Origin of the sequence: Vogesella oryzae (assembly GCF_902829295.1) — a bacterium.
GTDB lineage: Bacteria > Pseudomonadota > Gammaproteobacteria > Burkholderiales > Chromobacteriaceae > Vogesella > Vogesella oryzae.
Genome location: NZ_CADEPL010000012.1, coordinates 76837 through 101099, shown reverse-complemented (window position 1 = coordinate 101099; position 24263 = coordinate 76837). Strand labels below are relative to the sequence as shown.

Here is a 24263-nt window from a genome sequence, read left to right as displayed (position 1 = left end):
GGAGAGCTTTGCATGCGTATCGCCAGCACACAGTACAGCGCCACCATGAACCAGGCCCTGCAGCTTGCCAACAGCCACATGGCCGACCTGATGCAGCAGATGGCCACCGGCCAGCGCATCCTGAAGCCGTCGGACGAACCGGTGACCAGCGTGCGCCTGTCGCGGCTGGAGCGCGAAGATGCCGCGCTGAGCCAGTACCGCGACAATATCGGTGCGCTGCGTACCCGGCTGACCAAGAACGAGTCGCTGATGGAGGGCATGAACAAGGACATGCAGCAGGTGCGCGACTTGCTGGTGTGGGCGGCGGATAACGGCGGCAACAGCAATGCCGACGTGGCGGCGATGGCCAGCTCGCTGAGCGCGCTGCGCGACAGCCTGTACTACAGCGTCAACAGCCGTGATGACGAAGGGCATTATCTGTTTTCCGGTACCGCCAGCGACAAGGCGACCGTCACTTTCAACGCCGCTGGCGCCGCCGGTAGCCGCTACGCCTTTGGCGGCAATACCAATCCGCAGCTGGTGATGGTGGGCAACGGCGTGACCCAGGCGGCCAACGTCAGCCTGGACGAGATGGCTACCCTGCTCAACCAGCTGGACAGCACCATTGCCATCCTGCAGGCACCGGGGCTGGACATCAGCGCGCCGGCGACCCAGAGCAGCATCCGCGGCAGTCTGGACATGGTGGACAGCACCATGAGCTCGGTGACCGCCAAGATCGCGCAGCAGGGCGGGGCGCAGAATACCCTGCAGTCGCTGGACGACAGCCACGCCAACGTCAGCCTGTCCAACCAGCAGGCCGCTTTGACGCTGGGACAGCTGGATTACGGCAAGGCGGCGGTGGAGCTGAACGGTTACACCATCGCGGTACAGGCCACACAGAAGGTGTATGGCCGTGTCAGCCAGCTGTCGCTGTTCGACGCGCTATAAGGCGGGAGACGCTGCCAGATGAAGCTACAGCCTGCATTTACCGATACCGCAAGTGCGCTGTCCGGCAGTGCTGGCATTACTGCCGCCAGCGAACAGCCGAAGGCACGCGAGCTGCGCAACAGCGTGCTGGCGGCGGCGGCAAAACCGCCGCGCTCGGCGCCGCTGGGTAACGAGCGGGCGCTCAACGCCCAGGTGACGGCGGCGCAGCAGGCACTGGGCTTTCTCGACCAGATGGCCAGCCGCTTGCAGGCATTGAAGCAGGAGGCTGGCGCACGGCTGGCCGGCAAACCGGGCGATCCGGCGGTGCTGGCGCAGCGGCTGGAGGCGTTTTCCGCTGCCTGGGCGCGGCGTAGCCGCGAGACGGGGGCCAGCCTGGATAGCAAGCTGGGGCTGGTGGCGCCAGGCGCGGCGCGGCGGGAGTTCCGTCTGCGCGGGCTGGATATGCAGGCGCTGCAGCAGGGCGGTGCGGAAACGCTGACCTTCTATCCGGCTGGCGTGGGCAAGCCGGCGCAGCAGGTATTGCTGGATGGCGGCATGGCGCCGGAGCAGATCGTGCAGCGCTTCAACAAGGGTTTGGCCGCTGCCGGTATCTCCGCCAGTCTGGGCGAGGATGGCGAGCTGTCGCTGAGTGTGGCGGAGGCCGACTGGCAGGGACTGGTGGACAATCTGCAGCTGAAGGGCGACGGTATCCGTTTTCCTGGCGGGCAGGCGCATCGGGTGCGGGCGGAAAGCCGCGGCGATGCGATCGAGCCGGCCAACTGGCATGGCAACGATATTGCCGGCTTGCGCCGTACCCTGCAGCAGGTGGTGCGTGCCATCGAGCAGGTGGAGCAGGCGCGTGAGCGGGTGAAACTGGCGCTGGAGCGGGCCAACCGCATGATTGAAGAGGCGCGGGCCAGCGGTGCTGCCGAGTGGGCGCAGTCGTTCAGTGGCGATTTCAACCAGTTGCTGCAGCAAGGTGGTGGCTATGCACTACTGAGCAGCGTTGCGCCGGCGCTGATCGGTATCAGCCGCTACCGGGTGGTTTCCCTGCTGGCGCTGTGATGCGGTTGCGACTGCCGATGCCGGCGATGGTGGCCGGATTGCTGCTGGTGTTGTCGTGCCTGGCGGGGTGCTCGTCGGCACCGGACGAGGATGCCGCCATCCGGCGCATCAGCCAGTACGAGGATATTGCCGGGGTGGCGCGAGCCGACAACTTCCGGCTGTCGCGGACGGAGGCGATCGGCGACAAGCGCTACCTGCTGTATTTTGCCTACGAGGTGCGCGCGGAGAGCGATTTCGAGGCGGCGGTGCTGAAACTGGCCAAGCTGATCGACGCAAGCCCGGAGCGTTATTACCCGCCGCAACTGCACGGCAAGCTGGATCAGTTGTTGCAGGGCACGGCGGCGGCGTTGCTGGCGCCGGCGCGGCTGCCGCAGGGTTTCAGCCAGTATCTGCAGGCTGACAGCCATTCTTCCTACCAGGACAAACTGGCGTCATTGCAGCTGGCGCTGTATGCCGCCCGCGCCTACGGTTTCCGGCCGGATACCGAACGCGGCGAGCTGCTGCAAGAGCGCAATATGCGGGTGCCGTTCTACCGCTCTGCCTCCCGCGGCTGGCTGCCGGTGTACCGCTAGTTATTCTTCCTCGTCACCGTGGTGCAGGGCGGTATCCACCGCCTTGCGGGTCAGGTGCGGGGCGAACAGTTCCACGAAGGTATAGGCGTAGCCGCGCAGGTAGGCATCCTTGCGGATGCCGATCTTGGTGGTGGACGGCTCGAACAGGTGGCCGGCATCCAGTGCGGCCAACCCTTGATCCTGCTCCGGCTCGAACGCCATGCTGGCGATGATGCCGATGCCCAGTCCCAGCCGGACGTAGGTCTTGATCACGTCGGTGTCGATGGCGGTGAGCACCACGTTGGGGCTGAGGCCGGCGTTGTGGAACGACTGGTTGATCTTGGAGCGGCCGGCAAAGGCGAAATCGTAAGTGATGATCGGGTAGGCGGCGATGTCGCTCAGCGTCAGCGGACGCTCCAGTGCCAGCAGCGGGTGTCCCGTGGGCGCTACCACGCTACGGTTCCACTCGTAGCAGGGCAGCATCGCCAGTTCCTTGTACAGAGAGATACCTTCGGTGGCGATGGCGAGGTCGGCCTCGCCGGACACTACCATGTCGCAGATCTGCGTCGGGCTGCCCTGCTTGATCGACAGCCGTACCTTGGGGTAGCGCTGCACGAAGGCGGCAATCACCGCCGGCAGCGCATAGCGGGCCTGGGTATGGGTGGTGGCGATGGTCAGCGCGCCTTCGGCCTCGCGCGAGAACTCCTCGCCCACGCGCTTGAGGTTCTGCGCTTCGCGCAGGATGCGCTCGGAGATGCGCAGTACCTCCTTGCCCGGCTCTGATACCGCGACCACGCGCTTGCCGTTGCGGATGAACACCTGGATGCCGAGTTCGTCTTCCAGCAGGCGGATCTGTTTGGAAATGCCGGGCTGCGAGGTATGCAGCTTTTCTGCTGCCTCGGACACGTTCAATCCCTGTTTGGCGACTTCGACCAGATAACGCAATTGCTGGAGTTTCATCGGCGTTCCTTTAAAACCGTTAGTAATTAAATACTAACACAATATTCTTTTCGGATTTAAAGGCATTGGCTACCATCGCACACTCTACAAGTATGCCCTGGAGGCACCCGATGAGCCTTGCCGACAAGCTAGCCCACACCGAAGCGTTGCTGAAAGACATCGCCGCCAAGCATGGCAAGGTGGCGCTGGCTAACAGCTTCGGTGCCGAAGACATGGTCCTGACGCACCTGATCGTTACCCTGCAGCTGCCTATCGGCATTTTCAGCCTGGATACCGGGCGCCTGCCAGTGGAAACCTATACCCTGATGCAACAGGTGGGCGAGCGCTATCCGGCGTATCCTATCCGCGTGTTTTACCCGGATGCCGCGGCACTGGAGGATTACGTCAACCAGCATGGCATCAATGCCTTCTATAACAGCGTCGAGCTGCGCAAGTCCTGTTGCCACATCCGCAAGATCGAGCCGCTCAAGCGCGCGCTGTCCGGGCTGGAAGGCTGGATTACCGGCCTGCGCCGCCAGCAGTCGCTGACCCGTGTCGATCTGCCGGAAGCCGAATTCGATGCCGACAACGGGCTGATGAAGTACAACCCGCTGCTGGACTGGACCGAGAAAGAGGTGTGGGACTACATCCGCGCCAATGATGTGCCGTACAACAGCCTGCACGACAAACATGTGCCGTCTATTGGCTGTGCGCCTTGTACCCGCCCCATTGCCGTGGGCGAGGACATTCGTGCCGGCCGCTGGTGGTGGGAAAATCCGGACAGCAAGGAGTGTGGCCTGCATGTGAAGGCCAGTCCGTTGAAACGCCCCCAGTAACCCGGAATAACCAAAGGTTGGCCGCATCCGGCGGCCTGGCTGCTAAAGAGAGTTTCTGCATGTACAAGTACGATGAAGTGGATCACCGGCTGGTGCGCGAGCGGGTTGCCCAGTTCCGCGACCAGACCCGGCGTTTCCTGGCCGGAGAACTGAGCGAAGACGAGTTCCGTCCGCTGCGCCTGATGAATGGCCTGTATGTCCAGCGCCATGCACCGATGCTGCGCGTGGCCATCCCTTACGGCCATCTGAACAGCACCCAGCTGCGCAAGCTGGCGCACATCGCCCGCACCTACGACAAGGACTACGCGCACTTCACCACCCGCCAGAACATGCAGTTCAACTGGCCGGCGCTGGAAAACGTGCCGGACATCCTGGCAGAGCTGGCCGAAGTGGAAATGCATGCCATCCAGACCTCCGGCAACTGCGTGCGCAACACCACCACCGATGCTTTTGCCGGCGTGGCGGCGGACGAGCTGCTCGACCCGCGCCCGTATTGTGAAATCATCCGCCAGTGGAGCACGCTGCATCCGGAATTCGCCTATCTGCCGCGCAAGTTCAAGATCGCTGTTTCCGGCAGCCTGGAGGACCGTGCCGCTACCTGGGTACACGACATCGGGCTGCACGTGGTGCGCAACGAGGAGGGCGAAGTCGGCTTCCGCGTAATTGTCGGTGGCGGTCTGGGCCGGACCCCGATGGTGGGCAAGGTGGTGCGCGAGTTCCTGCCGACCCGTCATCTGCTGACTTACCTTGATGCCGTGCTGCGTGTCTACAACCGTTTTGGCCGCCGCGACAACAAGTACAAGGCGCGTATCAAGATCCTGGTGCAGGCGATGACGGTAGAGGCGTTTGCCGCCAAGGTAGAGGACGAATGGCTGCATCTGAAGGATGGCCCGTCTACGCTCAGCGAGGCTGATGTGGCCTACTATGCCGCTTTCTTTACTGATCCGAGCTACGAAACCCTTGCGGCCAACTCTGCCGAGTTTGTCGCGCAGCAGGCCAGCGAGCCGGCATTTGCCCGCTGGCTGGAACGCAATACCCACGCCCACAAGCAGCCGGGCTACCGCTCGGTGGTGCTGTCACTGAAGAAGACCGGTGTGCCGCCGGGGGATATCACCGCGGCGCAGATGGAGGTCGCCGCCGATCTGGCCGACCGCTACAGCTTTGGCGAACTGCGCGTGGCGCACGAGCAGAACCTGATCCTGGCCGATGTGAAGGAAAGCGATCTGTACCAGGTGTGGCTGCAGGCGAAACAGCATGGTTTCGCTACTCCGAACATCGGCCTGCTGACCGACATCGTCTGCTGCCCTGGTGGTGACTTCTGTTCGCTGGCCAATGCCCGCTCTATTCCGGTGGCCGAGGCCATCCAGCGCAAGTTCGACGATCTGGACTATCTGTTCGATCTCGGCGATATCGACTGCAACTTCTCCGGCTGCATGAATGCCTGTGGTCATCACCATATCGGCAACATCGGCATCCTTGGGGTCGATAAGAACGGCGAGGAGTGGTACCAGATCACGCTGGGCGGCAGCCAGGGCAACCAATCCGCTATCGGCAAGGTGATCGGGCCGTCGTTTGCCCAGGCCGATGTACCGTTGGCATTTGAAAAAATCATGCAGCTTTACCTTGAGCAACGTCTCGCAGGTGAGCGTTTTATCGAAACTGTGCGCCGTATCGGGCTGGTTCCGTTCAAGGAGCGTGTGTATGCAAAACTTGATTAAGCACGGCGTAGTGGTTGCCGATGACAATTGGCGTCTGCTACGCGATGAAGAGGCGGAGTTTGCCGCTGATGAAAATGTGATTTTGCCGTTGTCGCGCTTTTTGCAGGTGCAGGGTGGGGAACATTGCGGCGCCTTGGCTGTCTTGCTGGCTCCGGATAGCGACCCGCTGGTGCTGCAGCCACATCTGGCCAGCCTGACGCTGATCGCCATCGACTTCCCTGCGTTTGCCGATGGTCGTGGCTACAGTATTGCCCGTCTGCTGCGCGAGCGGCTGGCGTTCAAGGGCGAGCTGCGTGCGGTTGGTGATGTGTTGCGCGACCAGCTATCGTATATGGCACAGGTAGGCTTTGATTCTTTTGCTATCCGCGAGGATCGCTCGGCAGCGGAAGCGCTGGAAGGACTGGCCGATTTCAGCGAGCAGTATCAGGGCACGGTACTCCAGCCGGTTCCGTTGCTAAAACGGCGTGTCCCTAATTAACGTGTTGCATAGTGGCAACGAATCCGGGTGGTGTTGTCAAAACAATATGCCAAAGTGTTGCTTTTTTCATGATTGTTTAAAAATGCGACATTGACATGTGGTTTGCCGGTTTTCTATAGTCACGCAAGATGCGTTAATCAGACATGAGAGTGATAACCGGATTTGGCCTGTTATCTATAAAATGCGCTTTTTTAGAGAGCAGGCTGTCCCTTCGTGATGCTTGCCAACTTTGAGGATCTAACATGAAAAAATCGATCAAACTGAGCGCCCTGCTTGCTTCCCTGCTGGTTTCCACCGCGGCCCTGGCGGCACCAAACCAAGGTTATTCTGTTGATGGTCAAATGACCAATGTCATCAAGAACGCCTACGGCGAATGCTGGCGCCTGCCGACCACCTATGACAAGGCCCGTGACGGTCTGGTCGAGTGTGGTGATCGCGAAGCTGCCAAGCCGGTTGTCGCTGCAGTAGCTCCGGCTCCGGTTGCTCCGGCTGCGCCGAAGTACGTGACCAAGAACGTAAGCCTGTCTGCCGAAGGCCTGTTCGAATTCAACAGCGCCAAGATTGTTGAAGGCAACCAGCAACTGAACGACCTGGTTAATAGCCTGAAGTCCGACTCCATGCTGAAGTCTGTAGCCATCACTGGCCACACCGACTACCTGGGTTCCGCCAAGTACAACCAGGCACTGTCCGAAAAGCGTGCTAACGCTGTTAAAGACTACTTCGTTGCTGCCGGCATTTCCGCTGACAAAGTATCCGCTGTTGGCGTGGGCGAGTCCGAAGCCAAGCTGACTGCAGAATGCACTGCCAAGAAGTTCAAAAAGCGTGCAGACCTGATCGCTTGCCTGGCTGGCGACCGTCGTTTTGACGTGACTGTTGAAACTGCTAAGGAAGAAATGGCGAAGTAATCGGCTAAATCGCTGATCTTCATTGTAAAAGCCCCGGGAAACCGGGGCTTTTTGTTTGGGGGTTTTGCTGGCGTTGTCAGGGATGGCTGGTTAAAATCGACCTTTACCTTGTTTTTGTCTAACCATGCGTGCGTTTCTGGGAAATCCCTGCCGTTTTGACCTGCCGCCCTGTGCCTTGACCATAGGCAATTTCGATGGCGTGCATCTGGGGCACCAACGCATGCTGGCCCGCTTGCGCGACGAGGCCAATGTCCGCGGTTTGCCGACGGCGTTGCTGACTTTCGAGCCGCATCCGCGCGAGTTCTTTGCCAAAGGACAACCGCCGGCGCGTCTGGCTATCCTGCGTGACAAGCTGCAGTTTCTGGCGCAGGGCGGGCTGGTCGATTACGTATTCATTTACCGATTCAATCACGCTTTTTCACGGATGGCGGCGGAAGACTTTGTGCAGCAGGTTTTGCTGCAGGAGCTGAAAACCAGCTATGTGCTGATCGGTGATGATTTCCAGTTCGGTGCCGACCGCAAAGGCAATTTCGGCTTGCTGCAAAACTGCCGTGACTTTGTTACCGAGGCAATGCCATCGGTACTGGTGGCCGGCGAGCGCGCCTCCAGCACACTGGTGCGCGAGAGGTTGGCCGCCGGCGATCTGGACAGTGCCGCACGTCTGCTGGGGCGGCCCTATCAGGTTTCCGGCAAGGTGATGCACGGCCAGAAACTGGGACGAACCATTGGCTTTCCTACCGCCAATGTCCACCTGCCGCACCGCTTCCCGCCGCTGGAAGGGGTGTTTGTGGTGCAGGCGGACACACCGGCAGGGCGCTTAGGCGGGGTAGCCAGCCTTGGCAAGAATCCGACCGTGACCGACAGCCAGCATTACAAGCTGGAAGTCCATCTCTTCGATTTTCAGGGCGATGTGTACGGCCAACGTTTGACCGTGCACTTCCTGCACAAGCTGCGCGACGAAGCGCGCTATGACGATTTGAACGAGCTGGTGGCGCAGATTGAACGTGACGCTGCCAGCGCCAGAACCTATTTGAACAGTTTGCAACGAGATCAGGCATGAGCATCGACTATCGCAAGACCGTAAACCTGCTGGACACTCCGTTTCCCATGCGCGGTGACCTGGCCAAACGTGAACCGGGCTGGCTGAAAAGCTGGCAGGAACAGCAGCGTTACCAGAAGCTGCGCCAGATTGCGGCCGGTCGTCCCAAGTTCATCCTGCATGACGGCCCACCGTATGCCAACGGCGATATCCATATCGGTCATGCCGTCAACAAGATACTGAAGGACATCATCGTCCGCTCCAAGACGCAATCCGGCTTCGACGCACCGTACGTACCAGGCTGGGACTGTCATGGCCTGCCGATCGAGCTGATGGTGGAAAAGCTGCATGGCAAGGATATTCCGGCCGCCAAGTTCCGCGAACTGTGCCGCGAATACGCCAGCGAACAAATCGCGCGCCAGAAGAAGGACTTCATCCGTCTGGGCGTGCTGGGTGACTGGGACAACCCGTACCTGACCATGGCGTTCAAGACCGAGGCCGACATTGTGCGCACCCTCGGCAAGGTTTATGAAAACGGCTACCTGATGAAGGGCGAGAAGCCGGTGCACTGGTGTATCGAGTGCGGTTCCGCGCTGGCCGAGGCCGAGGTGGAGTACGAGGACAAGACCTCGCCGGCGATCGATGTCGGCTTCCGCGTGCTGGAAGGTGACAAGTTGGCCGCCGCCTTTGGTCTGGCCGCACCGGTTGAAGATGCCTTTGCCGTGATCTGGACCACCACGCCGTGGACGCTGCCGGCCAACCAGGCGGTAGCGGTGAGCGCCAGCCTGACTTACCAGCTGATCGACACCCCCAAGGGCAAGCTGATTCTGGTGAAGGAACTGGCCGAGTCGGCGCTGAAGCGCTACGGTTTCGAAGGCGCGCAGGTGCTGGGCGAAACGGTAGGCGAAAAGCTGGACATGATCCGTCTGCAGCACCCGTTCTACAGCCGTGAAGTACCGGTCATCTGCGGCGATCACGTCACCACCGATGCCGGTACCGGTCTGGTGCACACCGCGCCGGCGCACGGTCTGGAAGACTTCCAGGTCGGCCAGCAGTACGGTCTGCCGGTAGAAAATCCGGTTGCCGACAATGGCCGCTACAAATCCACCACCGAGCTGTTTGCCGGCCTGTCGGTGTGGGAAGCCAACCCGAAAGTCATCGAGACCCTGATCGAAAAAGGCACGCTGATTCAGCAGGACAAACTGCTGCACAGCTACCCGCATTGCTGGCGCCACAAGACGCCGATCATCTTCCGTGCCACTGCACAGTGGTTCATCGGCATGGATCAGGCGGGCAACGACAGTCAGGTGCTGCGCGAGCGCGCCAAGCAGGCCGTCGACAGCACCGAGTTCTTCCCGGCCTGGGGCCGCGCCCGTCTGGAGGCGATGATCGGCAACCGTCCGGACTGGTGCGTGTCACGCCAGCGTAACTGGGGCGTGCCGATGACCTTCTTCGTGCACAAGGAAAGCGGCGAACTGCATCCGGATTCCGCCGCGCTGCTGGAACAGGTGGCACTGCGCATCGAGCAGCAGGGTATCGAAGCCTGGTTCAGCCTGGATGCCGCCGAGCTGCTGGGCGACGATGCGGCCAACTACCGCAAGCTCAGCGACACGCTGGACGTATGGTTCGACTCCGGTTCCACCCACTTCGCGGTGCTGAAGCAGCGCCCGGAACTGGCGTGGCCGGCCGACCTGTACCTGGAAGGCTCCGACCAGCACCGTGGCTGGTTCCAGTCGTCGCTGCTCACCGGTTGCGCCACCATCGGCCGCGCGCCGTACCAGCAGCTGCTGACCCACGGTTTCGTGGTGGACGGCAAGGGCATGAAGATGTCCAAGTCCAAGGGCAATGTGGTGGCACCGCAGAAAGTCAACGACACCCTGGGTGCCGATATCCTGCGCCTGTGGGTGGCTTCCACCGATTACTCCGGCGAGCTGGCGATTTCCGACGAGATCCTCAAGCGCGTGACCGAGAGCTACCGCCGCCTGCGCAACACCATCCGCTTCCTGCTGGCCAACCTGTCGGACTTCGACCCGATGGAAAACGCCGTGCCGTACGAGCGTCTGAGCGAGATCGACCGCTACGCGCTGATGATGGCCAAGGAAATGCAGGAGAAGGTGACTGGCGAGCTGTACCCGCGCTACGCCTTCCACCACGCCATGCAGGAGATCGTGAACTACTGCTCGGAAGACCTCGGCGCCTTCTACCTGGACGTGCTGAAAGACCGCCTGTACACCACCAAGGCCGACAGCCACGCGCGCCGCAGCGCGCAGACCGCGCTGTACCACATCACCCGCAGCCTGCTGCTGCTGCTGTCGCCGGTGCTGTGCTTCACCGCCGATGAGGCCTGGCAGGTGCTGCTGGGCAGCGAGGAAGAAACCCCGCTGTTCCACGTCTGGCACGAGTTCCCGAACCCGACGCTTGGCGCAGAAGAAGCGCTGGTGGCCAAGTGGCAGGAGATCCGTGCTTTCCGTGCCGAGGTGAACAAAGAGATCGAGGCGCTGCGCAGTGCCGAGAAACTGGGCTCCTCGCTGCAGGCGGAACTGGACATCACCGCCGATGGCGAGCTGTACCAGCACCTGTTGAGCCTGGGCGATGACCTCAAGTTCGTGCTGATCGTGTCGCGTGTCAGCGTGCAGGCCGGCGAGCAGACTAGCATTACCGTGACGCCGTCCGAGCATGCCAAGTGCGAACGTTGCTGGCACTACCGTGCCGACATCGGCAGCCATGCTGCTCATGCGACCGTCTGCGGCCGTTGCGCGGACAATATCGACGGTGCGGGCGAGGCGCGAGTCCATGCTTAACGCGTGCTCTGCGGCGGCCGGAGGCTCGGCCGCCAAGCGCAGCCTGCGCTGGTTTGCCATCGCGCTGCTGGTGATCGTGCTGGATCAGCTGACCAAGATCTACTTCAACGGCAGCTACCAGTTCGGCGAGCAGCGCGAGGTGATCCCCGGTGTGCTCAACTTCACCCTGCTTTACAACCCGGGTGCGGCGTTCAGCTTTCTGGCGGCTGCCGGTGGCTGGCAGAAGTATTTCTTCACCCTGCTGGCCTTCGGTGTTTCCGGCTGGCTGGGCTGGAATATCCTGCGTGGCCGCTTTGCTTGCCTGATGAATCTGGCGGCTTCGTTCATCATCGGCGGTGCGCTGGGTAATGTGATCGACCGCCTGATCCACGGTCACGTGATCGATTTCATCCAGGTGCACTGGCAGCAGAGCTGGTACTACCCGGCGTTCAACGTGGCCGACAGCTTTATCTGCGTCGGCGCGGCGCTGATGGTGCTCGACAGTTTCCGCAAACCACAGCCGTGACCATGTTGGCCGCACGCGTTGCGGCCAACCTTATTCTTGCAAGGACATTCCGATGACGAAAACCATCATGCTGGCCAACCCGCGCGGCTTCTGCGCCGGTGTCGACCGTGCCATCGCCATCGTCGAGCGCGCGCTGGAACTGTACGGCGCGCCGATCTACGTGCGTCACGAGGTGGTGCACAACCGTTTCGTGGTGGAAAACCTGCGCGCCAAGGGCGCGGTGTTCATCGAAGAGCTGAAAGACGTGCCGGCAGGCAGCACGCTGATCTATTCCGCCCATGGTGTGCCGTTGTCGGTGCGGCAGGAGGCAGAGGCGCTGGGGCTGACGGTATACGATGCCACCTGTCCGCTGGTCACCAAGGTGCATGTGGAAGTGAAGCGCATGCATCAGGCCGGGATGGAGATCATCATGATCGGCCACGCCGGCCATCCGGAGGTGGAAGGCACCATGGGCCAGGTAGGAGACCACATGTACCTGGTGGAAACCGTGGACGACGTGGCGAAGCTGCAGGTAGAGAATCCGCTGGCGCTGTCCTATGTCAGCCAGACCACGCTGTCGGTGGACGAGACCCGCGACATCATCGCCGCGCTGAAGGCGCGTTTCCCGGCGATCCACAGCCCGAAGAAAGACGACATCTGCTACGCCACGCAGAACCGCCAGGACGCGGTGAAAGTGCTGGCCGACGAGTGCGACATCGTGGTGGTGGTCGGTTCGCCCAACAGTTCCAACTCCAATCGCCTGCGTGAAGTGGCGGCGCTGCGCGGCGTGGATGCCTATATGGTGGACAATGCCAGCCTGCTCAAGGCGGAATGGTTTGCCGGCAAACAGCGGGTTGGGGTCACCGCCGGCGCCAGCGCGCCGGAAGTGCTGGTGCAGGCGGTGATCGAGCAGATCAAGGCCTACGGTGCCGACAGTGTCAGCGAGCTGGACGGCGTGGAAGAGAGTATTACTTTCGCGCTGCCGCCGGGGCTGCGGGAAGCGAAGGGCGGCAACGCCGCCTGAGTGTCAGCCTTTGTTTGCCGCTGCGGCCAACCTTGACGCGTCAGGGTTGGCCGTTTGCTTTTGTTGGCCGCGCTTATGCGGTAGCCGTCTGCGTTACCGGCAGCTTTTGCAATAGCAGGCCGCCCAGAATCAGCGCCAACCCGGTCAGGGTGCTGGGCAGGATCGGTTCGCCGAGGAACAGATTGATCAGGAACAGCGACAGCATCGGCGACAGGAAGATCAGGTTGGCGATGCGTGCGGTGCTTTGCGTCAGCTTCATTGCCGACAGCCACAGCACAAAGGTAAAGCCCATTTCCAGCATGCCGACATAGCCGGCACCGGCGATGCCCTGCCAGGCGACCGGTTGCAGTTCGCCATTCAGCGCGCACCACAGCAAAGTCAGCGGCAGCGACAACAGGAAGTTGAGGGTCAGGCCGATGACCGGTTCGCGCTCGTCACGGGTGTTGAACAGCCAGTAGCCGGCCCACAACAGGGTGGACAACAGGGCAAAGCCGACCCCCGGCAGATTGCTGAACTGCAGTGCAAACGGCGCGCCGCGGGTGGCGATAGTCAGCACCCCGCTGTAGCACACCACTGCGGCCAACATGTCCTGCGCGCGCAGCCGTTGCCCCAGCACCGGCACCGCCAGCAGGGTCATGGTCAGCGCCCAGGTGTAGTTGAGCGCCTGTGCCTCCTGTGCCGGCAGCAAGGCATAGGCCTGGAACAGGATCAGGTAGTAGGCGGAGGGATTGACCGCGCCCAGCAGTAGCGATCGCTTCCAGTGCTGGCGCAATGCCGGCAGCAGTTCGCCGAGTCGCTGCTGCCAGCCGAGAATGGCCAGTAGCGACAGCAGGGAAAACACACTGGCGTACAGCAGCAGCTGTGCCGGACTCAGGTGTTGCAGGCTGATCTTGAAAGCGGTGGCGACGGTGGACCAGGCCAGCACGGCGGACAGGCCAAACAGGTAGGCTTTATTCTGCGACGTCAAAACAATGGCACTCCGGCAAGGCTGACGCGGCGATTCAGTTCCCGCGTCATCAGGGGTAACAGGGTAGTGGCGGTCAGGCCGATCGGCCCGCCAGCCTGTTCGGCGTAATGCTCGCCGGCGCTGGCATGAATATCGGCGGCGAGATGGGCGGCATCCAGTGGCGGCAGGCCTTGCGCCAGCAGCGCCACAATGGCGCCGGCGAGAATGTCGCCCTGGCCGGCCACCGCCAGCGACGGACTGCCGCGGCGCAACAGGCGGTAAGGTTGGCCGTACTGTGCCAGCAAGGTGCCGCAGCCCTTGAGCAGCACCACGCAGCCAAAGCGGCGCGACAGCTCGCGTACCGCGGCGACGCGGTCGGCCTGGATGCTGGCGGTATCGCAATCCAGCAGGCGGGCAGCTTCGCTGGGATGCGGAGTCAGGATGGTGGCGGCTCGGCGGCCGAGCAGCTGTTGCTGTAGCGCGTGATCGACCGCCAGCAGGTTCAGGCCATCGGCATCCAGCAGCAGCGGTCCCGGGTGCGCCAGCGCGCGGCTCAGGGCGGCATGAGCCAGATCGCTCAACCCCAGACCGGGGCCAAGCACCAGCTGGTGATTATCCGGAATCTGCAGATTGGCTTGCCACGGGCGCAGCATCAATTCCGGGCACAGCGGGTCCAGCATCAGGCCGGTATCCAGCGGATGGACGAATACCTTGCCGGCGCCCATCGCCAGCGCGGCACGGCCGGCCAGCAGCGCGGCGCCGGTCATGGCCGGTGCGCCGCCGATGATGCTGAGCACACCGTGGCTGCCCTTGTGCGAATCCCGCTTGCGGCGCAGCGGTGCCGCATCCGGCAGGGCCAGCGTACCGGCATGGGGCGGCCACAGCGTGGTGGGGCAGGCGAGGTCGTCAATGATGACCTCGCCGCAATGATCCGGGCCGGCGGCGGTGTACAGGCCGGGCTTGGGACACAGGAAGCTGAGTGTGACATCGGCGTGCAGGGCGGTGCCTAGCGGCTGGCCTGTACCGGCATCCAGCCCGCTGGGCATGTCGATGGCCAGTTTGCGGCAGGGCAATGCGTCCAGCGCTTGTACCAGCTGCAACCATTCGTCCTGTAATGGCCGGCTGAGTCCGACGCCGAACAGGCCATCTAGCAGCAGCTCCGGTATCTCTCGTGGCAAATCGCTCCGTAGCTGGCCACCCAGTGCCTGCCACTCGGCTAGCGCGCTCTGTACCGCGGCATTGCCGGCCGCCGGCAGCAGCACTTCCACGACATAGCCGGCGCGATGCAGGCGACAGGCGGCAAACAGCGCATCGCCGCCATTGTTGCCGGGGCCCGCGGCCACCAGAATGCGGCTGGCCAGCGGGTAGTGACGGCGTACCCAATTGGCAATGCTGTCGGCGGCCCGTTGCATCAGCGGCAAGCCATCGGCCTCGGCGGCCAGCTCCAGCTGGCGCAGTCCGGCCAGGTCCAGCAGCTCGGTTTGCGGGTTCATGCGCGCTCCTCGCCCCAGCGGGGCAGCAGTTGCTGCGGTACGCGCAGCTGGTCCAGGATGCGGGCGACCACGAAGTCGACCATGTCCTGCACTGTTTGCGGATGGGTGTAGAAGCCGGGCGAGGGCGGCAGGATGCAGACGCCGAGCCGTGCCAGCTTCAGCATGTTTTCCAGATGGATGGCCGACAGCGGTGCCTCGCGCGGTACCAGCACCAGTTTGCGGCCTTCCTTGATCATCACGTCGGCCGCGCGTTCGATCAGGTTGTCGCTAGTGCCGTGGGCGACAGCGGCCAGGGTGCCCATCGAGCACGGGCAGATCACCATGGCATCGGCCGGATTGGAGCCGGAGGCTGGCGGCGCGAACCACTCTTCGCGGCCAAACACGCGCAGCTGGCCGTCCGCCGGCTGGTAGCGTGCGGCCAACCATTGCTGCAGTTCGGCCGGACGCGAGGGCAGGGTGAGGTTCATCTCCTGCTGTGCCACGACCTGCGCCGCCTGTGAATACAGTACCCACACCTGTACACCGGCAGCCAGCAGGCAGTCGATCAGGCGCAGGCCGTAGGGCAGACCGGAAGCGCCGGTCAGGGCGACGGTGACGGTATCAGGTTTCATCCTTGGCGGACTCCAGCAGTTTCAGGGTAAACAGCCCGTTGATCAGACCGGTGATGACGGCCGCAGTGAGCAGTGGCGGCAGCAGCAGCCATAGTCCCTGGTGCGGTATCAGCCAGCCGCGGGCCAAGAGCAATTGTCCGCCAAGATGGCCGCAGGCCGCCAGCAGGCTGTAGCTGACCACGCTGAAGCTGCGCCGCGGTAGCCATCGTGTGCCTGCCAGCAACAGCAGACTGCCGCAACCACCGCTCAGGCTTAGCCAGAAGCCGGGAGTGAACAGGCTGCCCAGCAGCAAGCCGGCGCCGATAATGCGCAGCAGACTCACCCACACCGCGGCGCGCCAACCCAGGCTGGCCAGCGCATACAGCGTCACGATATTGGCAAGCCCCGGCTTGATACCGGGCAGCGGGCTGGGAAGCGCGGCATCCAGCAGAGCCAGCACGATCCCGCAGGCGGCAAGTCTGGCCAGCTGGTGATCGTGACTGCTGGCGAGCAGTTCGCGAGTGTCAGAATGCCAGTGTGTCATCTTGGTCCTGGCCGCCAATACTGATGGCGGTGCGGTTGGGCAGGCATAGTGCGGTTTCGCCGGCGCGGCTCAGCCAGCCTTGCCGTACGCAGTACTGGCGCGGGCTGGGGTCACTGGCGATGCGGGCGCGGCCGGCATGGACTTCCACCACGGTGATGCCCAGCGGGCCATGCAGCTCGAAACGGTGATCCAGCCGTAGCGGCCAGCGGCTTACCACCTTGCCATCGGCGCTGAGGATCAGCTCGCCGGCATTGCCTTGTTGCCACCATAGCCAGTGAAAGCTGGCGCCACAAGTGAGCAGCAACAGGGAAAGCAGCAGCCAGTCGCCAGCCAGCAAGCGCGGCCAGCGCAGGGTCATTTATGGCCGTCGCCGCTGCGGCCATCCAGTTGGCGGTGGCGCAACAGCACCTGTTCGTCGGCAAAGCCTGCGGCCAACTGTTCGGCGAGATATACCGAGCGGTGCTGGCCGCCGGTACAGCCGATGGCAACGGTAACGTAGCTGCGGTTGTCCTGTTTGAAACGCGGCAGCCAGCGCTGCAGAAAGCCGGCGATATCCTGCTGCATCTGCGCTACTTCCGCTTCTGCGGCAAAGAAATCGCAAATCGGCTGGTCGCGGCCGGTCAGCGGGCGCAACTTTTCGTCGTAATAGGGGTTGGGCAGGCAGCGCACGTCGAAGACGAAGTCGGCATCCAGCGGAATGCCGTGCTTGAAGCCGAAGGACTCGAACACCAGTGTCAGCCGGCTGCTGTCGGCTTCGGCCATCAGCTTGACATAGCTGCGCAGCGCGTTGGCCGACAGGTTGCTGGTATCGATGCGGTGACCCAGGTCCACCACGTGTTCCAGCATCTCGCGCTCCAAGCGGATGCATTCTTCCACCGTCAGGCCATTGCCGGACAAGGGGTGGCGGCGGCGGGTTTCCGAGAAGCGTTTCACCAGCACATCGGCCGTGGCTTCCAGATAGATTAGCCGTACATCGGAGACAAAACTTTTCAGTTCGCTGATGGCCTTGGGCAATGCGGCCAACGTCGGGGCAGAGCGGGTGTCGACGCTGATGGCGATATGCTTGTAGCCGAACTCGCTGTACAGCTTGAGCGCGTCCATCAGCATGGTGGCTGGCAGGTTATCCACACAGTAGTAACCGAGGTCTTCCAGCACGCGCAGTGCCACCGACTTGCCGGAGCCGGACAGTCCGCTAATCAGGATCAGTTGCATGTTCCTGGTCCCGTAGCAGGTTGGTATGACGGTCGATAAACTCGCGGGTACTGTCGATGCCGCGCAGTTGCAGGATGTAGTTACGCACCGCCGCCTCTACCAGTACCGCCAGGTTGCGGCCGGCGGCCACCGGCAGGATCACCTTGCGTACGGTGACGCCGAGGATGTCCTGGGTTTCCGACTGGATGTTGAGGCGATCCAGTGCCTGCATCGCCTGGTCGTTGGCCTTGATCAGCTGGATGATCAGCTTCAGCACTTTCTTCGGGCGCACCGCGGTTTCGCCGAAGATGGTGCGGATATTCAAAATGCCGAGGCCGCGGACTTCCAGGAAGTCGCGCAGCAGCGGCGGGCAGCGGCCTTCCAGCGTTTCCGGGCCGATGCGGTACAGCTCGACTGCATCGTCGGCTACCAGACCATGGCCGCGCGAGATCAGTTCCAGCGCCAGTTCGCTCTTGCCCATCGCAGAATCGCCCATGATCAGCACGCCGATTTCCAGCACATCCAGAAACACGCCGTGCATGACGGTGGAAACGGCCAGTGCGCGTGCCAGGTAGATACGCAGCACGTCCATCAGGTAGGGGCTTTCCAGCGGCGTACTCATCAGCGGTACGCCGTGGCTCTGGCAGTAATCCTGCAGCAGCTTCGGTATGGCCTGGCCGTTGGCGACGATGACCACGGCCATGGTCTTGTGGAACAGCTGGTCCAGCGCGGTGCGTGCCGCCGCTTGCTCCAGTTTGTCCAGGTATTCTGCCTCGGCCAGACCCAGCACCTGCACCCGGTTGGGGTGGATGAAGTTCAGGTGGCCGACCAGTGCCTGCGTCGGCCGCTGCTCGTCATTGGAAATCAGGTTGTCGGAGCCGGATTTGCCGGCGATCCAGCTCAGATTGAGTTTGTGCTGATTGTCCTGGAACAGGCGGCGGACGCTGACATTAGGCATGGTTGTCTTCGCAAAGCAGGGCGTGCAGGGTGAGGTTATCGGCGCAACACATTTTTTCGCGCAGACTGCGGCTGGAGAACAACTGCGCCAGTTCCGACAGTACTTGCAGATGCAGATCGGTGGCTTGCTCCGGTACCAGCAGCACGAATAGCAGGTTGACCGGTTTGCCATCCGGAGCTTCAAACGGAATCGGGGTTTTCAGGCGTACGAAGAAGCCGGTTGCCTCCTTCAGGCCCTTGATGCGGCCATGTGGAATGGCGACGCCCTGGCCGAGGCCGGTGGATCCCAGCTTCTCGCGGGCAAACAGGCTGTCGAACACATCGCTGCGCGCAATGCCGTAGCTGTTTTCAACCAGTAGGCCGACCTGTTCGAACAGGCGCTTTTTGCTGGATATCTCCAGGTCCGCCAGTACGTGCGACTGGGGGAGAATCTTGCCGATCAAGCTCATGATGTCTTTAGGGGCGGAAAAACGTCGGCCATTCTACGCCGAGAATGCCGTTTTCCATAGCAACCATGTATCTGGCGGGATTAAAAACGGGAGCCTGTGGCTCCCGTTGTTCTGTGTGCTGGTGACTTGATTACAGCGCAGCGTCGGCGGCATCAGCCTGCGGTGCGATACTGCGGTGTTCCCCTTGTTTTTCCTTGAATTTCAGTACCTGACGGTCCAGTTTGTCCATCAGGGCATCAATGGCGGCGTACATGTCGGAATCGCTTGCCTCGACATGGATATCCTTGCCGGCCAGATGCACATTGACCTCCGCTTTTTGTACCAGTTTATCCACGGACAGCGTCACGGTTACGCCGATAACATTATCGACATGGCGGGTGATGCGTTCCAGTTTGCTCTCGATGAACTCGCGCAGGGCTGGGGTAACTTCGAGGTGAAGACCGGTAATTTTGAGGTTCATACCCTGACTCCTTCTGTTGACGATACGGTCGGGCTGGCCGTACCGGGTTTTCGTAGCACTCTTATAGTGCTTTGCGAAGGTTAACTGGCGGTATCTGCATAGCTTCACGATACTTGGCTACAGTGCGTCTGGCAACCTGTATGCCTTGTGCCGTGAGGCGGTCGGCGATGGCGCTGTCCGACAGCGGTTTCTTGCTGTCTTCTGCATCGATAATCTGGCGGATATGCGCTTTGATTGCCGTGGCGGAGCACTCCCCGCCACTATCAGTTTCCAGCGCATTGCCGAAGAAATACTTGAGCTCGAACAGGCCTCGGCTGCATAGCAGGTATTTCTGGGTGGTTACCCTGGAAATCGTTGATTCATGCAATCCCAGCTCATCCGCGATATCTCGCAGGATCAGGGAGCGCATTGCCACTTCGCCGTGTTCAAAGAACGCCTGTTGCCTGTCAACGATAGCTTCCGACACTTTCAGGATGGTGTCAAATCGCTGCTGGATGTTTTTTACCAGCCAGCGAGCCTCCTGTAATTGGCCGCTGAGGTTGTGACTGCTGTCGCGTTGTTGCAGCATACCGGCATAAAGCTGGTTGACCTGCAGTTTGGGCAGCACGCCACGGTTGAGTTGGGCTACCCAGCGCCCGCCACGGCGGACGACATGGATGTCTGGCACCACGTAATGGGTTTCGCCCTGATCGAAGCCGCTGGTTGGCCGCGGACGTAGTGTGGAGATCAACTGGTGCGCGGCCCGCAGTTCAGTCTCGCCGACGTTCAGCAGCTTTTTCAGCCGGACGAAGTCACGGTTGCCCAGCAGGGCCAGATGGTCGCGAACCAGGGTGATCGCCAATTCGCGGGATGGCGTGGCAACCGCTAGTGCGGCCAACTGCAGTTGCAGGAACTCGGCCAGATGATGGCTGCCAATGCCGACCGGTTCGAATTGCAACAACAGCTTGCGCAGGTATTCCAGCTCGTCGGTATCGACATCCAGTTCCAGCGGCAGGCTGGCGGCAAATTCGTCCAGCGGTGTGGTCAGATAACCGTCTTCATCCAGTTCGTCGATCAGCAGCGTCAGCAGCGCGCTATCGCGGCGACTCAACGGCATTTCGCCGATTTGTGCCGCCAGGTGTTCGCGCAGGGTAGGGCGGCATGGCGTGTTGAGGATGGGGTCGAACTCGTCATCGTCATCACGGCTGCCGCTTCCGCCGCCACTGCCCCAGTCGCCCAGTTCCATCTCCTCGTGCTCGCGTGGCGCTTCTTCCGCCGGGGTGCTATCGCTTGCTGTTTCGCTACTGGCAACGATTTCCGCCGGCTGTTCGCTGTCTACCTGGTTGTCGCCGTCGGCGCGTTCCAGTAGCGGGTTTTCCAGCAGGTAGCGCTCCAGCTCGGTAGACAGGTCGAGAGTAGACATTTGCAGCAGTTTGATAGATTGCTGCAATTGCGGGGTCAGGGTCAGTTGCTGGCTGACTTTAAGCTGCAGGGTCTGTTTCATGCCGCTTTACAGGTGGAAATGCTCGCCAAGGTAAACCTGCCGCACCTGTTCGTTGCTGACCAGTTCGGCGGGTAGGCCGGAAGCCAGCACCCGGCCCTCGGAGATGATGTAGGCGCGATCGCAGATACGCAGGGTTTCCCGCACATTGTGGTCGGTAATCAGTACGCCGATGCCGCGTTCCTTGAGAAAGGAGATGATCTTCTGGATGTCGATCACCGCAATCGGGTCCACGCCGGCAAACGGCTCATCCAGCAGGATGAAGCGCGGGCGCATGGCCAGCACGCGGGCGATTTCCACCCGGCGGCGTTCGCCGCCCGACAACGCCATGGCATTGCTGTCGCGCAGGTGGTCGATATTCAGGTCATCCAGCAGCAGCTGTAGTTCGTTCTCGAGCTGTTCGCCCTTGTAGCCGGCCACTTCCAGCACCGCCATGATGTTTTCTTCCACCGTCATCTTGCGGAAGATGGAGGCTTCCTGCGGCAGATAGCCCAGCCCCAGACGTGCCCGCTTGTGGATGGGCAGGTGGGTGATGATTTCGCCATTCAGGGTGATGTCGCCGGCATCGGCAGCGATCAGGCCGACCACCATGTAAAAACTGGTGGTTTTGCCGGCACCGTTAGGGCCGAGCAGGCCGATGACTTCGCCACTGGCGATGTCCATCGACACATCCTGTACCACGGTGCGTTTCTTGAAGGTCTTTTTCAGGTGCTGGATGGTCAGGCGGTTTTGCGTCATGGCTTGTCCTGCGGCTTGGGCTGGGTGATCACGGTGACGCGGCCCTTGTTGCCGTTGCTGCCGCTCGGACTGCTGCCCCTAACCTGGTAGATTTCGGTGACCGTGTTGTAGGTAATCTGCTCGCCGGGCACCAGGTCGTCGCCACGTTTCACGCGCGCCTTGCCGGTCAGTACTACCTGATTGGTCATGCTGGTGTAGTCGACACGGTTGGCCTGGCCTTCAATGTATTCGTTCTTGCCGTCCAGCTTCTGGCGGAACTGGGCCTGGTTGCCAAAGGCCTGCAGTACCTGGTTACCTTGCACATCGCGGGTGACGATGGTCTTGTCGGCACGCATGCTGAGCGTGCCCTGGGTGGCAACCACGTTGCCTTCCAGAATGTTGATTCCCTGTTTCTGGTCCAGCGAGCCGCGGTCGGCAGCCAGTTCGATGGGTTTGCTGCTGTCGGCCTTTTCGGCGTAAACGTTGGCCGCAGCACAGCACAGGACCAGTGCAAGCATCAGGCTATGGCGCATAATGCATCCTTACTTGGGACAGCAGTTTCAGCTGCCCGGCTTGGTGATTGTAGATAAAGCCTACCGCCTTGATCTGCGAGGAGCCGTAATCCATGACGACCGGCGCGTTATTGCTGGCAGTCTGGGTGCGGTTGTCCAAGCGCAGTGACGGTGTCTGCAGATGCATTGCCGCCTTGTCGGCCTGTGCTACGCGCAGCAGGTGTACTCGACCGAAAAATTCGGCGACATCCTGCTGCTTGTTATAGCGGCCATTGTCGGCAGTGATGTGGTAATCGGGCTGGCCCTGGTTGTATTGCTCCAGTTCCGGTTCGGTGAAGTACACCGTGCTGGCCTTGGGCAGTTTCCACATCTGGGTGGCGGTCAGTTGCTGCCACGGGCGGCCTTGCTCATCGAAGCGTTTGGCATTGATCTCTTCGATGGTGTATTCCGGTTTGTCCGGGTTGAGCGCATGCGGGGCCGGTTGTTGCCACTGGGTCAGAATGTTGAGCCAGGATGCGATCAACCCCATGCCTAACAACAGGCTCAGCGGGAACAGTTTGCCGGCGCGACTTTTCATGCCAGGTAGGCCGCCATCAGGCGCTCGTAATTACCTTGCGCCTGCAGGATCAGCTCGCACAATTCACGCACGGCGCCGTTGCCTCCCTGGCAGCCGGTGACGAAGTGGGCGTGCTGACGCACGAAGCTGGGCGCATCGGGCACCGCCACGGCAAAACCGACGCGGGACATCACCGGCAGGTCGACGACATCATCACCGATATAGGCACACTGCCCGGCCTGCAGACCGGTCTTGGCCAGTAGCTCGGCAAACACACCGCGCTTGTCATGGACACCTTCGTAGTAATGGTCGATGCCGAGGCCGCGGGCGCGGTGGGCGACACCGGGCGCGGCGCGACCGGTAATGATGGCCAGCTGTACGCCGGTGGACTGCAGCATTTTCAGGCCGTGACCATCCAGCGTATTGAAGGCTTTCAGCTCTTCGCCGCTGGCGGTAATGAAAATGCGGCCGTCAGTCAGCACGCCATCCACGTCCATGATCAGCAGTTTGACCTGTCTTGCCAGTTCGGTAATCGGTTGCATGCCGTGTCCTATACCACGCCTGCCTTGAGCAGGTCGTGCATGTTGAGTGCGCCAGCCAGGCGCCCCTGCTGGTCGACTACCAGCAGGCCGTTGATCTTGCGCTGTTCCATTTCCTTGACGGCTTCTACCGCCAGCAGGTTGGCCGCAATGGTACGCGGGTTGGCGGTCATTACGTCGTCGATGCGCAGGCCGCCCAGATCCAGCGTGCGGTCCAGCGTGCGGCGCAGGTCGCCATCGGTAAAGATGCCGAGCAGGCTGCCGGCGGCATCCACTACCGCTGTCATGCCCAAACCCTTGCGCGTCATTTCCAGCAGCGCGTCTTTCAGCGACGTGCCGCTGCGAACACTGGGCAGGGCGTCGCCGCTATGCATCAGGTCGCTGATGTGGACCAGCAGGCGTCGTCCCAGGCTGCCGCCCGGGTGCGACAGCGCAAAGTCTTCAGGCTTGAAATTGCGTGCATCCAGCAGGGTCACGGCCAGTGCATCGCCCAGCGCCAGCGCGGCAGTGGTACTGGTGGTGGGTGCCAGTCCCAGGGTGCAGGCTTCTTTTTCCACCGCGGCATCCAGATGCACGGTGGATTCACGCGCCAGTGTCGATTGTGGACGACCGGTCAGCGAGATGATGGGAATGCCCTTGCGTTTCACTGCCGGCAGCAGGGCGATGACCTCGGCACTTTCGCCGGAGTTCGACAGTGCCAGCATGATGTCGCGTTCGGTGATCATGCCCAGGTCGCCATGCGCGGCTTCTGCCGGGTGCATGAAGAACGACGGCGTGCCGGTGCTGGCCAGCGTGGCGGCAATCTTGTTGCCGATATGGCCGGACTTGCCGATGCCGGTCACCACCACGCGGCCCTGGCACTGCAGTACCAGTTCCACCGCAGCAAGAAACTCATCGCCCAGCCGGTTGGACAGGGCGATGATGGCGTCGGCTTCGGTGTGCAACACCTCGCGTGCCAGCGCAAGACGCTGTTGTTTGAGCGCAATATCCATAGATGGTAATTATATCAGTTTATAATCGGGCACTAATCCCGCAGGTGCAATTTTTGCTTGGGCGCGAAAAAGCGCCAGGAGTTTCCGGACA

At 61.8% G+C, this 24263-nt stretch carries 27 protein-coding genes; 11 read left to right on the top strand and 16 right to left on the bottom strand.

What is annotated here, in order from left to right; all coding sequences use genetic code 11:
• Positions 1 to 12: 12 nt before the first annotated feature.
• Genes HU218_RS05205 through HU218_RS05195 form a run of 3 tightly spaced genes read left to right on the top strand, consistent with a single transcriptional unit; the run spans position 13 to position 2543 of the window.
• Positions 13 to 927, top strand: a complete 915-nt coding sequence (locus HU218_RS05205) for a flagellin N-terminal helical domain-containing protein (RefSeq protein WP_174873876.1) — start codon at positions 13 to 15, stop codon at positions 925 to 927.
• Positions 928 to 945: 18 nt separating this feature from the next.
• Complete coding sequence (locus tag HU218_RS05200; protein ID WP_174873875.1) at positions 946 to 1971, top strand: hypothetical protein; 1026 nt, start codon at positions 946 to 948, stop codon at positions 1969 to 1971.
• Positions 1971 to 2543 (top strand): hypothetical protein, encoded by a 573-nt coding sequence (locus tag HU218_RS05195; protein ID WP_174873874.1) that lies wholly within the window; start codon positions 1971 to 1973, stop codon positions 2541 to 2543. The genes HU218_RS05200 and HU218_RS05195 overlap by 1 nt, the downstream gene beginning before the upstream one ends.
• Here the strand turns inward: HU218_RS05195 and cysB are convergent, their stop codons facing one another.
• Positions 2544 to 3482: an HTH-type transcriptional regulator CysB gene (gene cysB / locus HU218_RS05190; protein WP_174873873.1), complete on the bottom strand. Its 939-nt coding sequence runs from the start codon at positions 3480 to 3482 to the stop codon at positions 2544 to 2546.
• A 110-nt stretch (positions 3483 to 3592) separates the two neighbouring features.
• On the opposite strand from cysB, the gene HU218_RS05185 reads away from it, so the two are divergent.
• The 8 genes from HU218_RS05185 (at position 3593) to ispH (ending at position 12746) form a co-directional block, all read left to right on the top strand.
• Positions 3593 to 4297 carry a phosphoadenylyl-sulfate reductase gene (locus HU218_RS05185; RefSeq protein ID WP_174873872.1) on the top strand — a complete coding sequence of 235 codons (705 nt, stop codon included), beginning with the start codon at positions 3593 to 3595 and terminating at the stop codon, positions 4295 to 4297.
• Positions 4298 to 4356: 59 nt separating this feature from the next.
• On the top strand, positions 4357 to 6015 hold the full coding sequence (locus HU218_RS05180) for a nitrite/sulfite reductase (RefSeq protein ID WP_174873871.1): 1659 nt from the start codon (positions 4357 to 4359) through the stop codon (positions 6013 to 6015).
• Complete coding sequence (locus HU218_RS05175; protein WP_174873870.1) at positions 5999 to 6493, top strand: DUF934 domain-containing protein; 495 nt, start codon at positions 5999 to 6001, stop codon at positions 6491 to 6493. The genes HU218_RS05180 and HU218_RS05175 overlap by 17 nt, the downstream gene beginning before the upstream one ends.
• Positions 6494 to 6735: 242 nt before the next feature.
• Positions 6736 to 7398, top strand: a complete 663-nt coding sequence (locus HU218_RS05170) for an OmpA family protein (RefSeq protein ID WP_174873869.1) — start codon at positions 6736 to 6738, stop codon at positions 7396 to 7398.
• 124 nt (positions 7399 to 7522) lie between these two features.
• Positions 7523 to 8458: a bifunctional riboflavin kinase/FAD synthetase gene (locus HU218_RS05165; protein WP_174873868.1), complete on the top strand. Its 936-nt coding sequence runs from the start codon at positions 7523 to 7525 to the stop codon at positions 8456 to 8458.
• Positions 8455 to 11238, top strand: a complete 2784-nt coding sequence (ileS, locus tag HU218_RS05160) for an isoleucine--tRNA ligase (protein WP_174873867.1) — start codon at positions 8455 to 8457, stop codon at positions 11236 to 11238. Before HU218_RS05165 ends, ileS begins: the two co-directional genes overlap by 4 nt.
• Positions 11231 to 11743, top strand: a complete 513-nt coding sequence (lspA, locus tag HU218_RS05155; protein WP_174873866.1) for a signal peptidase II — start codon at positions 11231 to 11233, stop codon at positions 11741 to 11743. Before ileS ends, lspA begins: the two co-directional genes overlap by 8 nt.
• Positions 11744 to 11795: 52 nt before the next feature.
• The gene (gene ispH / locus HU218_RS05150; protein WP_174873865.1) at positions 11796 to 12746 is read left to right on the top strand and encodes a 4-hydroxy-3-methylbut-2-enyl diphosphate reductase; all 951 of its coding nucleotides are present in this window, start codon (positions 11796 to 11798) and stop codon (positions 12744 to 12746) included.
• A gap of 73 nt (positions 12747 to 12819) precedes the next feature.
• Here the strand turns inward: ispH and HU218_RS05145 are convergent, their stop codons facing one another.
• From HU218_RS05145 to HU218_RS05075, 15 genes are all read right to left on the bottom strand, one after another.
• Positions 12820 to 13713 carry a DMT family transporter gene (locus HU218_RS05145; RefSeq protein WP_174873864.1) on the bottom strand — a complete coding sequence of 298 codons (894 nt, stop codon included), beginning with the start codon at positions 13711 to 13713 and terminating at the stop codon, positions 12820 to 12822.
• Positions 13710 to 15185, bottom strand: a complete 1476-nt coding sequence (locus tag HU218_RS05140; RefSeq protein WP_174873863.1) for an NAD(P)H-hydrate dehydratase — start codon at positions 15183 to 15185, stop codon at positions 13710 to 13712. Before HU218_RS05140 ends, HU218_RS05145 begins: the two co-directional genes overlap by 4 nt.
• A complete protein-coding gene (locus HU218_RS05135; RefSeq protein ID WP_174873862.1) occupies positions 15182 to 15796 on the bottom strand; it encodes a flavin prenyltransferase UbiX in 615 nt (204 codons plus the stop codon). The genes HU218_RS05140 and HU218_RS05135 overlap by 4 nt, the downstream gene beginning before the upstream one ends.
• Positions 15786 to 16319: a Gx transporter family protein gene (locus tag HU218_RS05130; protein WP_174873861.1), complete on the bottom strand. Its 534-nt coding sequence runs from the start codon at positions 16317 to 16319 to the stop codon at positions 15786 to 15788. Before HU218_RS05130 ends, HU218_RS05135 begins: the two co-directional genes overlap by 11 nt.
• Positions 16300 to 16677: a NusG domain II-containing protein gene (locus HU218_RS05125; RefSeq protein ID WP_174873860.1), complete on the bottom strand. Its 378-nt coding sequence runs from the start codon at positions 16675 to 16677 to the stop codon at positions 16300 to 16302. Before HU218_RS05125 ends, HU218_RS05130 begins: the two co-directional genes overlap by 20 nt.
• A complete protein-coding gene (gene rapZ / locus HU218_RS05120; RefSeq protein WP_174873859.1) occupies positions 16674 to 17531 on the bottom strand; it encodes an RNase adapter RapZ in 858 nt (285 codons plus the stop codon). Before rapZ ends, HU218_RS05125 begins: the two co-directional genes overlap by 4 nt.
• Positions 17512 to 18468, bottom strand: coding sequence for an HPr(Ser) kinase/phosphatase (hprK, locus tag HU218_RS05115; RefSeq protein ID WP_174873858.1), 957 nt, complete (start codon positions 18466 to 18468; stop codon positions 17512 to 17514). Before hprK ends, rapZ begins: the two co-directional genes overlap by 20 nt.
• Positions 18461 to 18916 carry a PTS sugar transporter subunit IIA gene (locus tag HU218_RS05110; protein ID WP_174873857.1) on the bottom strand — a complete coding sequence of 152 codons (456 nt, stop codon included), beginning with the start codon at positions 18914 to 18916 and terminating at the stop codon, positions 18461 to 18463. The genes hprK and HU218_RS05110 overlap by 8 nt, the downstream gene beginning before the upstream one ends.
• A gap of 130 nt (positions 18917 to 19046) precedes the next feature.
• Positions 19047 to 19376 carry a ribosome hibernation-promoting factor, HPF/YfiA family gene (gene hpf, locus HU218_RS05105; RefSeq protein WP_174873856.1) on the bottom strand — a complete coding sequence of 110 codons (330 nt, stop codon included), beginning with the start codon at positions 19374 to 19376 and terminating at the stop codon, positions 19047 to 19049.
• A 61-nt stretch (positions 19377 to 19437) separates the two neighbouring features.
• On the bottom strand, positions 19438 to 20859 hold the full coding sequence (locus tag HU218_RS05100) for an RNA polymerase factor sigma-54 (RefSeq protein WP_174873855.1): 1422 nt from the start codon (positions 20857 to 20859) through the stop codon (positions 19438 to 19440).
• A 6-nt stretch (positions 20860 to 20865) separates the two neighbouring features.
• Complete coding sequence (lptB, locus tag HU218_RS05095; RefSeq protein ID WP_174873854.1) at positions 20866 to 21594, bottom strand: LPS export ABC transporter ATP-binding protein; 729 nt, start codon at positions 21592 to 21594, stop codon at positions 20866 to 20868.
• Entirely contained in the window at positions 21591 to 22091 is a 501-nt protein-coding gene (gene lptA / locus HU218_RS05090) for a lipopolysaccharide transport periplasmic protein LptA (protein ID WP_246210724.1), read from the bottom strand. Before lptA ends, lptB begins: the two co-directional genes overlap by 4 nt.
• A gap of 4 nt (positions 22092 to 22095) precedes the next feature.
• Complete coding sequence (gene lptC / locus HU218_RS05085) at positions 22096 to 22662, bottom strand: LPS export ABC transporter periplasmic protein LptC (RefSeq protein ID WP_174873852.1); 567 nt, start codon at positions 22660 to 22662, stop codon at positions 22096 to 22098.
• A complete protein-coding gene (locus HU218_RS05080) occupies positions 22659 to 23183 on the bottom strand; it encodes a KdsC family phosphatase (protein ID WP_174873851.1) in 525 nt (174 codons plus the stop codon). The genes lptC and HU218_RS05080 overlap by 4 nt, the downstream gene beginning before the upstream one ends.
• Before the next feature lie 8 nt (positions 23184 to 23191).
• Positions 23192 to 24166, bottom strand: coding sequence for a KpsF/GutQ family sugar-phosphate isomerase (locus HU218_RS05075; RefSeq protein WP_425509245.1), 975 nt, complete (start codon positions 24164 to 24166; stop codon positions 23192 to 23194).
• Between the last annotated feature and the right edge of the window lie 97 nt (positions 24167 to 24263).